This window comes from Gaiella sp. (assembly GCF_035710885.1).
In the GTDB taxonomy this organism is placed as follows: domain Bacteria; phylum Actinomycetota; class Thermoleophilia; order Gaiellales; family Gaiellaceae; genus Gaiella.
The window spans coordinates 87,166-99,344 of record NZ_DASTCS010000046.1; the positions used below are offsets into that span (position 1 = coordinate 87,166).

Consider the following 12,179-nt stretch of genomic DNA (forward strand, 5'->3'; position numbering starts at 1 on the left):
GTGGTGCACCGCGCCGCCCTCGTGCTCGGCGTCTTCACCGCCCTGCTCGCCTCGGGCTGCGGCGGCGGGAGTGCCGACGATCCCCTGTCGTACGAGGCGGACGAGCCGCTCGCCGTCGAGCGCGGGGCGCGTACCGCGCGCGACGGGGTGGTCGTCCAGGCGGTCTCGTACGCGAGCGGCGATGACCGCGTCGACGGCTACCTCGTCTCTCCCTCCGCGGACGGAGAGCGGCTGCCGGCGGTCGTGTTCCTCCACGGCGCCGGCGGCGACCGGGGCGAGCAGCTCGAGAGCGCGCGCGCCCTCGCCCGGCGCGGCGCGATCGCGCTCACCGTCACCGCCCCGTCGCGGGGCAAGACGGCGCCCGCGGGCCTGACCACGGAGGAGCTCGTCCGCTGGCAGGGCGGCACGGTCGCCGCGGACCTCGTCGCGGTGAGACGCGGACTCGACCTCCTCGCCGCGGACGACCGGGTCGACGCAGACCGGCTCGGCGTCGTCGGCTGGAGCATGGGCGGTCGTCTGGCGGCCATCGTCGCCGGCGTGGACGAACGGGTCCGGGCGACCGTGCTGATGTCCGTGGGAGCGGCGGCGGTCGACGAGTACGTGGGCGCGGCGCCCCCCGAGCTCCAGGACGTCGTGCGGGAAGTGCTCGAGCCCATCGACCCGCTCACGCACGTGGCTCACGCACGCGGGGCGATGCTCGTCCAGGCCGGCCGGCGCGACGAGGTCGTTCCACAGGAGGCGCTGCACACGGTGATCGCCGCTGCGCCCGCCGACACGAAGGTGATCTGGTACGCGGCCGATCACGGGCTCGACGAGCGGGCCGGGCGCGAGCGCCTCGACTGGCTCGCCCGCGAACTCGACGTCGGACGCGCGTAGCCTCAGAGCGTGATCTCTGCGGCGATGCCGTGCATCCCCGCGAGACGCGGCACGACCGCGAGCAGGCTCTCCCCGGCACACCATGCGATGTCCGCCTCGAGCTCGGGGCCGTGGTTGATCAGGTTTTGCCCCGAGCGCGAGGCGCGGAACGCCTCTTCGGCGCTTCCGTACGACGACGCGAGCCGAACGGCCGCCTCCGCCGCGTCGCTCCGCTCGAGCCCCAGGCCCTCGGCGACGCGCCCGGCGACGTAGGCGTCGTCCAGCGCGAAGGCGCCCTTCACCCCGGCGCAGAACACCGCCACGTCGTCGCCGTGCGAGCGGGCGGCCTCGGTCACCGCGCCCAGGTTCAGGAGCGACGCGATCAGCACGCGGTCGCAACGCTCGGCGGCGGTGACGATCGCGCGCGTGCCGTTCGTCGTCGACATCGCGAGCGTCGGCGTGCGCGGCTCCAGATACTCGCGCGGCGAGTTGCCGAGGTCGAAGCCGTCGATCCGGACCCCGAGGCGCTCGCCGCCGAGCGTGACCTCGGGGCCGCCGAGCGCGCGGGCGTCGTCGACCTCGGCTGCGCACCACACTCGCTCGTAGCCCGAGTCGAGCGCCTGGCAGATCGTCGAGGTTGCGCGGATGACGTCGATCACGACCCCCGTCGGGGCTGCCGCCGCCTCGTCGGGGGTGAACGCGACGTGAACGCGCACGTGGGTACGCTAGCCGCGAGGTGAGCGACACGCCCCACTGCTACCGGCATCCGGGTCGCGAGACGCTCGTCTCGTGCTCGGAGTGCGGGCGACCGATCTGCGAGGAGTGCATGACGTTCGCGCCGGTGGGGATCAAGTGCCCCGACCACGCGGGCGTGGGGGCGGCGCGCTCGGCTCCGGCACGCGTGCGGCGGTCGCAGCCGGCCCGCCAGGCCCAGCGAACGATCGCCGGGCTCGAGGCCCCGGCCACGGTCGGCCTCGTCGTCCTCAACGTCCTCGTCTACATGCTCACGGTCTACCAGGGTGGTGGCGTCAGCCAGCCCGGCGGCGAGCTGTTTCGGGAGGGAGCCCTGATCGGCGCCGCGATCAGCGTCGACGGCGACTGGTACCGGCTCGTCACGGCGATGTTCCTCCACGCGAGCCTCCTCCACCTCGCCTTCAACATGCTCGCCCTCTACTGGCTCGGGACGATCGTGGAGCAGGCGCTCGGCACGTGGCGCTTTCTCCTCCTCTACTTCGTCTCGGGCATCGCCGGGTCGGCGGGCGCGCTCGCGCTGAGCGACCCGTTCGCGGTCACCGTGGGCGCGTCGGGCGCGATCTACGGGATCATGGGTGCGCTGCTCGTGCTCGAGTATCGAGCGACCGGCTCGTTCGCCGGGCAGGCGCTCGGTCTGATCGTGCTCAACCTCGCTCTCACCTTCGCGATCCCGAACATCTCGATCGGCGGTCACCTCGGCGGGCTCGTCGGAGGGATCCTCGCGACGTTCGCCCTCGCGCACTTCCGCTACGCCCGGCCGCGGTCGCTCGGCCCGGCCCTCGTCGCGCTGATCATGCTCGCGAGCCTCGTCGTCGCGTACGTGCGCGTCGAGAGCTACGTGTAGCCGTCGGCTCAGCCGCCGATCGCGACCGCGGTGACGCCGGCCTCGGCCAGCGCGGCCTGTGCGGCTGCGAGGCGGGCGAGCGGCACCCGGTACGGCGAGCACGAGACGTAGTCGAGCCCGATCTCGTGGCAGAAGGCCACCGACCGCGGCTCGCCGCCGTGCTCGCCGCAGATCCCCAGCTTGAGCTCGGGCTTGACACCGCGCCCGCGCTCGACGGCGATCCGCATCAGGTCGCCAACACCTTCGCGGTCGAGCACCTCGAACGGGTTTCGCCCGAGGATGCCGTGCTCGAGGTAGTACGTGAGGAACTTCCCCTCGGCGTCGTCGCGCGAGAAGCCGAGCGCCGTCTGCGTGAGGTCGTTCGTGCCGAAGGAGTAGAAGTCCGCGCTCTCGGCGATCTCGTCCGCGCGCATGCAGGCTCGCGGCAGCTCGATCATCGTCCCGCACAGGTACTCGACGCCGGGCTCTTCGGAGGCAACCCGCTCCGTGAGCTCGCGGAGCCGCCGCAGCTCCTCTGCGAAGCCGACGAGCGGGTGCATGATCTCCACGAGCGGCGGCTCGCCCGTCCGTTCGGCGACGGCGCGGGCCGCCCGGACGATCGCCCGGACCTGCATCTCGTAGATCTCGGGCCACTGGAGGCCGAGGCGGCAGCCGCGCGTGCCGAGCATCGGGTTCGCCTCGCGGAGCTGCTCGATCCTGCGCCGCATCGCGTCCGATGTCGCCTCCTCGGCCGACGGGAGAAACTCGTGGAGCGGCGGGTCGAGGAGGCGGATCGTGACGGGGAAGCCCGCCATCGCCTCGAAGATCTCCTCGAAGTCCTTCTGCTGGACGGGCAGCAGCCGGTCGAGCGCCGCTCGCCGTGCCTTCTCGTCGGAGGCGAGGATCATCTCCTGCACCACGGGGAGCCGGTCGGGCGCCATGAACATGTGCTCGGTCCGGCAGAGGCCGATCCCCTCGGCGCCGAACTCGCGTGCCTTGGCGGCATCCGTAGGCGTATCGGCGTTGGCACGCACGCGCAGCCGGCGAAAATCGTCCGCCCAGCCGAGAATCGTCCCGAAGTTCTCGTCGATCGCGGGCGGGACGAGGGGTACCGCGCCGACGATCACGCGGCCGGTGCCGCCGTCGATCGTCAGCGGGTCGCCCTCGCGCAGCTCGAGCTCGCCGATCCGGATCGTCCTCGCGTCGAGATCGATGGCGAGCGCGTCGCAGCCGGCGACGCAGGGCTTGCCCATCCCACGCGCGACGACCGCCGCGTGGGAGGTCATGCCGCCGTGGGCGGTCAGGACGCCGACCGAGTGGATCAGCCCGTGGATGTCGTCCGGGGTCGTCTCCCAGCGCACGAGGAGCACGTCGTCACCCGCGCGGCCGCGCTCCTCGGCCAGGTCGGCGTCGAGCACGATCGCCCCCGACGCGGCCCCCGGGGATGCATTGAGGCCGGTCGCGACCACCTCGACGTCGGCGCTCGGGTCGATCATCGGGTGCAGCAGCTGGTCGAGCTGACCCGCGTCGATACGCGCGACGGCCTCCTCGCGGGAGATCAGGCCCTCCTCGGTCATCTCCGCTGCGATCCGGAGCGCCGCCTGCGCGGTGCGCTTGCCGGTGCGCGTCTGCAGCAGGTACAGGACGCCGTCCTCGACCGTGAACTCGATGTCCTGCATGTCGCGGTAGTGGCTCTCGAGCCGCTCCAGCGTGTCGACGAGCTGCGCGTACGCCTCGGGCATGATCTCGCGCATCTGCTCGATCGGCTGCGGTGTCCGGATCCCGGCGACGACGTCCTCGCCCTGTGCGTTCAGGAGGAACTCGCCGAACAGGCACCGCTCACCCGTCGAGGGGTCGCGCGTGAAGCAGACGCCCGTCCCCGACGTGTCGCCCTTGTTGCCGAAGACCATCTGGACGACGTTGACGGCGGTGCCGAGATCGTCCGGGATGTCGTAGGTGCGCCGGTAGACCCTGGCGCGCGGGGCCTCCCAGGAGTCGAAGACTGCGCGGATCGCCCGCCGGAGCTGCTCGGGCGCGTCCTGGGGGAACGGCGAGCCGACTTCCCGCTCGTAGATCTCCTGGAACCTGGCGATCAGCTCCCGCAGGTCGTCCGCGGTCAGCTCGACGTCCTGGCGGGCCCCGCGTCGCTCTTTGAGGCCCTGCAGCTCTCCTTCGAAGAGGTGGCCGTCGACCTCGTCCACGACCTCTCCGTACATCTGGATCAGCCGGCGGTACGAGTCGAACGCGAAGCGCGGGTTTCCTGTCGCGGTGGCGAGCCCCTCAACCGCCACGTCGTTCAGGCCCAGGTTGAGGATCGTGTCCATCATCCCCGGCATCGAGATCGCAGCGCCGGACCGGACCGAGACGAGGAGGGGGTCGTCGTGGTCGCCGAAGCGCTTCCCCGCCCGCTCCTGGAGGCCTTCGACGTGCTCGTCGACCTCGGCCCACAGGCTCGGAGGCACCTCGCCCGATCGCATGGTCTCGCGGCACGCGTCCGTCGTGACGGTGAAGCCTGCGGGCACGGGGATGCCGAGCGCGGTCATCTCCGCGAGCCCGACCCCCTTGCCGCCGAGCAGGTCGCGGCCGCCGGGAGCCTCCTCGTCGAACGCGTACACGAGTCGCACGGCGCGGATCCTATGCGCAGGAACACTTCCCCCGTGATGAAGAGAGTGGCGGTGGTGGCCTCGGCGAGCGGCAGCGGCAAGACGACCGTGGCCCCTCCAGGCTCGGCGACATCGCCCTCGATGCGCGGCCCCGCGCGTCTGGATCGACCTCCCCGTCGTGTGTGGCTGCCGCAATTCGTAACGGCCCGGCGGCCCTCGGTCGCGGGCGCGGGGCGCGGAGCGATGTCAGACACGGGTTTCTGTCAAGACGGCCGCTATAGCCCTGTCCCGCTCGGCCGCCTGGCGCTCTCGGCTCCGCCGCACCACCCGAAATGGCCTGCAACCAGGGTTGTGGACGAATCGGCACACATTCGACCCGAAGGACACTTGACGCAGATCGGTGTCTGACACCGATCTGCGCGCGCAGCTCACCTGGCTGCGAGACGCGAGCGAAGCTCGGCGGCCCACGCCGCCGCTCGCAGACCGAGCCAGATGGGCGTGAGGACGACGTAGAAGGCGACCATCGCCACCGCTAGGGACGCCCACCAGATCAGCCAGAAGCGGATGGGCACCCAGCCCTTCTCGGACAGGTCGCGGCGGATCCCGCGCGCGAGAGGGCCGTACTTGGCGTTGCGGGACGTCACGCCCGGGCCGTCTCCCGCCGTCGGCCGCGGTCGGCCACGAGCCGGATGATGCGCATCGCGGTCTCCTCGACCGAGAGCTCGGAGACGTCGATCACCGGGCAGCGGAGCCGACGGTGGACGCGTGAGGCTGCGTCGAGCTCCTCGAACACGGCCTCGAGATCGGCGTAGCGCCGGCGCGGGGCGCCCATCGACCGCACGCGCTCTTCGCGGATCTCTGCGAGCCGCTCCGGGTCGATCGTCAGCCCGACGATCTTCGCGCGGTCGATCTCGAACAGGTGCGGCGGGGGCTCGACGCCCCGCACGATCGGGACGTTGGCCGCCTTGTGGCCGAGGTAGCCGAGGTAGATCGAGAGGGGCGTCTTCGACGTGCGAGACACGCCGACGAGGACTATGTCCGCCTCGTCCAGCCCGCCGCCGATGCCGTCGTCGTAGCGCACGGCGAACTCGATCGCCTCGATCCGCTTGAAGTACGTCTGGTCGAGTGGTGCTCGCGCGCCCGGCTCCATGCGCGCTGCGACGCCGGCCACCCGCGAGATCGAGTCGATCGGGTGACCCAGGAGGTCGCAGTAGTGCACGCGCGAGCGTCGGCAGAGCCGGCGCATCTCGTCCCGCAGCCCTGGCTCGACGAGCGTGTAGACCATCACCGCGGGCCTCCCACGGGCTCGCGCGACGGCGAGCGCGAGATCGTCGACGGACTCCACGCGGGGATGACGCACCTCCTCGAACGCCAGGTCGGGGAACTGGGCCTCGAGCGCCAGCACGAGGCGGGCTGCGGTCTCTCCCGTCGAGTCGGAGACGATGTGGAGCTCGACGGGGGCGTGGTCCGTCACCGGCGGGAGGCTACCGCCGCGGTTCGGCCGCCGGTCAACGCGAGCAGATCGGCCGGCGCCAGCTCGAGCTCGAGCCCCCGCCTGCCCGCGCTCACGTGGATCGTGTCGAACGCGAGCGCGGACTCGTCGACGACCGTGGGAAGCGCGCGCCGCTGCCCGAGCGGGCTGATGCCGCCCGTGACGTACCCGGTCGCACGCTCCGCAGCCCTCGCGTCGGCCATGCGCGCACGCTTTCCGAGCGCGCGCAGGTCGAGCTGCGCCTCGACCGGGACGACGGCGACCGTGAGCGTTCCGTCGACGTCGGCAACGAGGGTCTTGAAGACCCGCTCCGCATCGAGCCCGAGCTTCTCCACCGCCTCGAGGCCATAGGAATCCGACCGGGGATCGTGCTCGTACTCGTGCAACCGGAACGCGATACCTGCGCGTTCCGCTGCGGCGATCGCCGGTGTCCCCTTCCCCGCCATCTCGGATGGCGCGAGGGTAGCGTTGGCGCCCATGGCGACCGAGGTCACGATGGACAAGATCGTCTCCTTGTGCCGTCGGCGCGGCTTCGTGTTCCCCTCGTCCGAGATCTACGGTGGGCTCGGGTCGAGCTACGACTACGGCCACTACGGCGTCCTGCTGAAGGACAACGTCAAGGCGCGCTGGCTCGAGGCGATGGTGCGCGAGCGAGACGACATCCTCGCGCTCGACTCGTCGATCATCCTCCACCCCAGGGTGTGGGAGGCGTCCGGGCACGTCGGCGGCTTCACCGACCCGCTCGTGGACTGCCGCACCTGCAAGCAGCGGTTCCGCGCCGACCACTTGGCGGATCCGGAGCACACGGAGCTTCACTGTGGCAAGCGGCCGAGCAAGCGGCCCGGCGAGACCCCGGACTGCGACCTGACCGAGCCGCGCCACTTCAATCTCATGTTCCGCACGCGGGTCGGGGCCGTCGAGGAGACCGGCGTCGACGTGTACCTCCGCCCCGAGACGGCGCAGGGGATCTTCATCAACTTCAAGAACGTCGCCCAGCTGGCTCGCCGCAAGCCCCCGTTCGGCATCGCCCAGGTCGGCAAGGCCTTCCGGAACGAGATCACGCCGGGCAACTTCATCTTCCGGACACTCGAGTTCGAGATGATGGAGCTCGAGTACTTCGTGCCGCCCTCGGACGCGCAGCAGTGGTACGAGTACTGGGTCGCGGAGCGCCTCGCCTGGCATCTCCGTTACGGCGTCCGCGAAGCGAACCTACGGGTCCGGCCGCACGAGGCCGACGAGCTCTCCCACTACTCGAGCGGGACGAGCGACATCGAGTACCTCTACCCGATCGGGTGGTCCGAGCTCGAGGGCATCGCGAACCGCGGCGACTTCGACCTCACGCAGCACACGAACGAGTCGGGGACGAAGCTCGAGTGGGTCGACGCCGGGACCGGGGAGCGTTTCACCCCTCACGTGATCGAGCCCTCGCTCGGCGTCAACCGATCGATGCTGACGTTCCTGATCGACGCGTACGACGAGGAGGTCGTGGCGGAGCGCGAGCGGACCGTCCTGCGCCTCCATCCACGGCTCGCGCCGGTGACCGTCGCCGTGCTGCCGCTGATCACGAAGGACGCGGGGATGGTCGCGAAGGCCCAGGCGCTCCGCGACGAGCTCCGGCAGCACCTGAGCGTCGAGTACGACGAGAGCGGCCAGATCGGCCGCCGATACCGCCGTCAGGACGAGATCGGCACCCCGTGGGCGCTCACGGTCGACGAGCAGTCGCTGACCGACGACACGATCACCGTGCGCGACCGGGACTCGCTCGCGCAGGAGCGGATCTCGATCGCACGGGCCCGGGAGTACCTCCTCGAACGCCTCGGGGAGCCCTGGGCACCCCCGCCCCGGACGACCTGAGCCGGCGCGAGGCGCCTTCGCGGCCGAGGTAAGAAATCCGCGCGCGACGTTACTATCGAAAGTGAAATGTCAACGGCGCCGCTGATCACCCCCGCCTACGCGTCGCTCGATGACCTCGTTCCCCACGACGGCCTGCTCTCCCCCGTCGAGCTCGAGCAGCTCGCCGTCGAGATCGTCGAGTGCCGGGAGATCTGGGAGCCGCTCGTCCACGTCGACCGGGACCGGCGCCGCTACGAGCTCATCTACGAGGACGAGCATCTGGACGCGTGGGTGTTGTCCTGGATGCCGGGGCAGGGGACGGGCTTCCACGACCACTACATCTCCGGTGTCGGCCTGTGCTGCGCGGCAGGCGGCGTGAGGGAGGACCTGCTCGTCTACGGCGGCAGCGACATCGAGCTCCACCTGCGCCCCGGCGACTCGCGCCAGGGCGGGCCGGGATACATCCACCGCGTGCGGCACGAGCTCGGCGAGCCCGCCGTCACGATCCACGTGTATTCGCCGCGACTCGACTGGGTGGGCCAGTACCGCCTCGGGGACAACGGCATCGTGCGGCGCGAGGTCCGGCCGGGTCGGAACGAGCTGACCGACCAGCTCGTCGCCGAGGGCGCCCTGGCGCGAGTGCTCGAGCGCTTCTGATCACCGGCTCACGCGGACAGCGTGCGCAGGCGGAAGCCGCCGTGGTGCTCGTACGACGACGTGACCACGGCGAGCACGTCGCGCGCGCCACGGTCGCCGAGCCCGAGCGTGGGCGCGTCCGCGATCGGCGTGCCCAGCAGGTCGGCCAGGCCGCGCAGGCCCTCGGGTGAGAGCGCGATTCCACCGTGGTCGCAGGCCGCGCAGACCGCGCCTCCCGCCGACGGCGAGAACGCCACCAGCCCTCCCTCCGCCCCGCACTCGACGCAGCTGCCGAGATGCGGCAGGAAGCCCGACAGCCAGAGGAGCTTCAGCTGGAACGAGAGCGCGAGCGGCTCGAGAGAAGGTCGGCGGCCGGGCTGTGGCTCCCGGGTGTCCAGGGCGTCCAGGAATCGGGTCAGTGCCAGGAAGGCTCGATCGTTCCGCTCCTCCTCGGTGAAGAGCCGGAGCATCGCCTCGAGGCCGACCAGGCCAGCCTGGATCAGGTAGGGATCCGTGCGCACCGCGTCGTGCGACCGGACGAGCGAGGCTCCGGTCACCGTGCCGAGCTCGCCTCGCCCGCGGTGGATGGAGAGCTCGACGTGCGAGAACGGCTCGAGACGGCCGCCGAAGCGGCTCTTCGTCCTGCGGACGCCCTTCGCCACCACCCCGACCCGGCCGCTCGCCTGCGTGTAGAGGTGGAGCACCCGGTCGGCCTCGCCGAACGCGAAGGACCGGAGCACGACCGCCTCGGTGATGGTGGGCGGCGCCATGAATCGAGTGTAGGGCCGGACGCAGTCGGAGCTCAGGGCCGCTGGCAGCGCGGGCAGAGCCACGTCCCGCGGCCCGCGACCACGATGCGCTCGATCGGCCGGCCGCAGCGGTCGCACGGCTCGCCGAGACGGCCGTAGACGTGGAACTCGTGCTGCATGCCGCCCCCGTCGCCGTCCGGGGTCACGTAGTCCCGCAGCGTCGAGCCCTGTAGCTCGACGCCCCGTCGGAGGGCCGCGCGAACTGCGCGATGGAGCCGGGCGACCTCGCCCGCGTCGAGCTCCCCTGCGGGCCGCCGCGGATGGATCCGGGCACGCCAGAGCGCTTCGTCGGCGTAGATGTTCCCGATCCCGGCGATGCGTCGCTGGTCGAGCAATACCGCCTTGATCGGCGCCCGACGACCCTCGACGATCCGGGCCAGACGCGCCGCCGTGAACGACGGCGCGAGCGGCTCGGGCCCGAGACGGGATGCGAGGTACGGACGCAGGTGATCCTCGTCCAGGAGCTCCCACGTACCGAAGCGCCTGACGTCGCGGTATGCGACCTCCGCGCCGGTGTCGAGGCCGAGGGTGGCGCGCCGGTGCGCGTCGGCGGGGAGCTCGCCGGCCGGCGCATGCCTGAGCGACCCCGTCATGCGCAGGTGGACGACGAGGGTGCGACCGCTGGTGAGCCGCCAGAGGAGGTACTTGCCGCGACGCTCGACCGCGGCCACCTGCTCGCCGACGAGCGCGTCGGCGACGAGCCCGGGGTCGACGGGACGCGTCAGCCTCGGGTCGACGATCTCGGCATGGGCGATCGTGGCGCCCTCGAGGAGCGGCGCAAGACGACGACGCACGGTCTCGACCTCGGGCAGCTCGGGCACGGACGAATCGTAGGGGTGCCGGTCGGGCGAATCAGGCCGGCTCGACGTCCGGCAGCACCGGACCTGCCCCGCGGTGCGAGAACGGCGCGAACGGTGCGCGCTCCACGGCACCCTCGGAGCAGCCCGTGGCGGGCCGCGGGCCCTCGACGTCCTCCGGCGCGGGCGGCGGGACGACCAACACCATGCCTGCGGGAAGGCAGACGCCCTCCCTCGCGTGGTGGTGTTGTGAGCACATGTCGTCCTCCCGATCCGTGGTGAGAGTCAACCGCCGCGGGCCGTGGGCCAACACGGGGCATATCCGTACTCGTGCGGTGCGGGTACCCGCACTCCTTACGATTGCCCGATGACCGACCGGCTTCCACGCACGCTCTTGCACGCAGAGGGGGTCGTCGTCGCCGTCGCGGCGATCGCGTTGTACTTCCACCTCGAGTACCCGTGGTGGCTGCTGGTGGTGCTCGCGCTCGCGCCCGACCTGTCGATGGTCGGGTACGCGGCCGGGCCGATCGTGGGCGCGGCAGCCTACGACGTGGCGCACACGTACTCGCTCCCCGTCGCGCTCGCCGCGATCGGCGTCCTCGTCGACGCCGACCTCGCGGTGCAGATCGGGCTCGTCTGGATCGCCCACATCGGCGTCGACCGGGCGATCGGATACGGCCTGAAGTACCGCAGCGGGTTCAAGGACACCCACCTCCAGCGGGTCTAGATGGGGTGCCGCGCGAGGAACCGCGCAAGGGCATCGGCCGTGGGGCCCGGATACTGGGTCTGCAGCAGGTGCGTCGCCTCGGGGAGGATCACGCCCTCGGCGCCCGGCAGCCAGTCCAGCAACGTGCGGTAGGTCTCCCCGAAGCGCGGGTGGAGCCCGACACTGGTCTCGCCGAGCACGACGAGCGCAGGCTGCGTGATCTTCCGCGCCTCCGCCTCTCCGAGTCTCCAGTCGAGGAGCGCGGGCAGATCCGCCTCGTAGCAGGTTGGGGCATCCGTCACGGCTTGCTCGAACGCCCCGGGCAGCATTCGCTCGAGCTCGTGGCGATACGCCGGCCATCGCCGCTCGAGGAACTCGTGCACCGCGAGGTTCCCACCCGCCTCGGCGTAGCGCCCCATGCTGCCCACCAGATCCTGTCTGTACGCGGGCGCGCTCTCGCCGACGAGCAGGCCGGCCTCGAGCAGGCTCAAGGTGCACACGAGCTCCGGCGCAACGAGCGCCAGCTGCAGTCCGATCGCGGCACCCAGGGAGTGCCCGACCACGTGAGCGCGCCCCACACCCAGGTGCGACATCAGCCGCCGACAGTCGTCGGCATGGCCGACGATGCCCGCAGGCTCGCCCCCGGGGCCGCTGCTGCCGACGTACCCGCGGCGGTGATAGCTGACGAGCCGGTAGCGGTCGGCCAGCGCCGCCTCGGACAGGAGCGGCCGGAACGCGTCGGCGATGAGGGCGCCGTGGATGAACACGACCGGCTCACCCACGCCCTCGTCTTCGTATTCGAGCTCGATCCCGTCGATGACCGCTCGATCCACGGCTGCATCAAACCAACCGGCCCGCCTCGTGTGCATGCC

General features: G+C 71.5%; 14 protein-coding genes. 5 read left to right on the top strand and 9 right to left on the bottom strand.

Annotated elements, in window-relative coordinates; genetic code table 11:
- Nucleotides 1–3 precede the first annotated feature (3 nt).
- Entirely contained in the window at nt 4–876 is an 873-nt protein-coding gene (locus VFO26_RS10710; protein WP_325114967.1) for an alpha/beta hydrolase family protein, read from the top strand.
- 2 nt (nt 877–878) lie between these two features.
- On the opposite strand, the gene VFO26_RS10715 is transcribed toward VFO26_RS10710, so the two are convergent.
- A complete protein-coding gene (locus VFO26_RS10715; protein ID WP_325114968.1) occupies nt 879–1,571 on the bottom strand; it encodes a 2-phosphosulfolactate phosphatase in 693 nt (230 codons plus the stop codon).
- Nucleotides 1,572–1,591: 20 nt separating this feature from the next.
- On the opposite strand from VFO26_RS10715, the gene VFO26_RS10720 reads away from it, so the two are divergent.
- Entirely contained in the window at nt 1,592–2,452 is an 861-nt protein-coding gene (locus tag VFO26_RS10720; protein WP_325114969.1) for a rhomboid family intramembrane serine protease, read from the top strand.
- Nucleotides 2,453–2,460: 8 nt separating this feature from the next.
- Here VFO26_RS10720 and ppdK read toward each other — a convergent pair whose 3' ends face one another.
- From ppdK to ybaK, 4 genes are all read right to left on the bottom strand, one after another.
- A complete protein-coding gene (gene ppdK, locus VFO26_RS10725; protein ID WP_414653085.1) occupies nt 2,461–5,064 on the bottom strand; it encodes a pyruvate, phosphate dikinase in 2,604 nt (867 codons plus the stop codon).
- 398 nt (nt 5,065–5,462) lie between these two features.
- Nucleotides 5,463–5,678 (bottom strand): hypothetical protein, encoded by a 216-nt coding sequence (locus VFO26_RS10730; protein ID WP_325114971.1) that lies wholly within the window; start codon nt 5,676–5,678, stop codon nt 5,463–5,465.
- Complete coding sequence (locus VFO26_RS10735) at nt 5,675–6,508, bottom strand: pyruvate, water dikinase regulatory protein (protein WP_325114972.1); 834 nt, start codon at nt 6,506–6,508, stop codon at nt 5,675–5,677. The genes VFO26_RS10730 and VFO26_RS10735 overlap by 4 nt, the downstream gene beginning before the upstream one ends.
- Nucleotides 6,505–6,972 carry a Cys-tRNA(Pro) deacylase gene (ybaK, locus tag VFO26_RS10740; RefSeq protein WP_349259073.1) on the bottom strand — a complete coding sequence of 156 codons (468 nt, stop codon included), beginning with the start codon at nt 6,970–6,972 and terminating at the stop codon, nt 6,505–6,507. The genes VFO26_RS10735 and ybaK overlap by 4 nt, the downstream gene beginning before the upstream one ends.
- Before the next feature lie 31 nt (nt 6,973–7,003).
- Between ybaK and VFO26_RS10745 the strand changes: the two genes are divergently transcribed.
- Both VFO26_RS10745 and VFO26_RS10750 read left to right on the top strand, forming a co-directional pair.
- Nucleotides 7,004–8,380 (top strand): glycine--tRNA ligase, encoded by a 1,377-nt coding sequence (locus tag VFO26_RS10745; RefSeq protein WP_325114974.1) that lies wholly within the window; start codon nt 7,004–7,006, stop codon nt 8,378–8,380.
- A gap of 66 nt (nt 8,381–8,446) precedes the next feature.
- Entirely contained in the window at nt 8,447–9,016 is a 570-nt protein-coding gene (locus VFO26_RS10750; RefSeq protein ID WP_325114975.1) for a cysteine dioxygenase family protein, read from the top strand.
- 8 nt (nt 9,017–9,024) lie between these two features.
- On the opposite strand, the gene recO is transcribed toward VFO26_RS10750, so the two are convergent.
- The 3 genes from recO to VFO26_RS10765 are packed head-to-tail and all read right to left on the bottom strand — an operon-like array spanning nt 9,025 to nt 10,860.
- On the bottom strand, nt 9,025–9,765 hold the full coding sequence (recO, locus tag VFO26_RS10755) for a DNA repair protein RecO (RefSeq protein WP_325114976.1): 741 nt from the start codon (nt 9,763–9,765) through the stop codon (nt 9,025–9,027).
- A gap of 32 nt (nt 9,766–9,797) precedes the next feature.
- Entirely contained in the window at nt 9,798–10,625 is an 828-nt protein-coding gene (mutM, locus tag VFO26_RS10760; RefSeq protein ID WP_325114977.1) for a bifunctional DNA-formamidopyrimidine glycosylase/DNA-(apurinic or apyrimidinic site) lyase, read from the bottom strand.
- 31 nt (nt 10,626–10,656) lie between these two features.
- Nucleotides 10,657–10,860, bottom strand: a complete 204-nt coding sequence (locus tag VFO26_RS10765) for a hypothetical protein (RefSeq protein WP_325114978.1) — start codon at nt 10,858–10,860, stop codon at nt 10,657–10,659.
- 108 nt (nt 10,861–10,968) lie between these two features.
- Between VFO26_RS10765 and VFO26_RS10770 the strand changes: the two genes are divergently transcribed.
- Nucleotides 10,969–11,328 carry a DUF4260 domain-containing protein gene (locus VFO26_RS10770; RefSeq protein ID WP_325114979.1) on the top strand — a complete coding sequence of 120 codons (360 nt, stop codon included), beginning with the start codon at nt 10,969–10,971 and terminating at the stop codon, nt 11,326–11,328.
- Here the strand turns inward: VFO26_RS10770 and VFO26_RS10775 are convergent.
- The gene (locus tag VFO26_RS10775) at nt 11,325–12,140 is read right to left on the bottom strand and encodes an alpha/beta hydrolase (RefSeq protein ID WP_325114980.1); all 816 of its coding nucleotides are present in this window, start codon (nt 12,138–12,140) and stop codon (nt 11,325–11,327) included. The genes VFO26_RS10770 and VFO26_RS10775 overlap by 4 nt on opposite strands.
- Nucleotides 12,141–12,179: the final 39 nt, after the last annotated feature.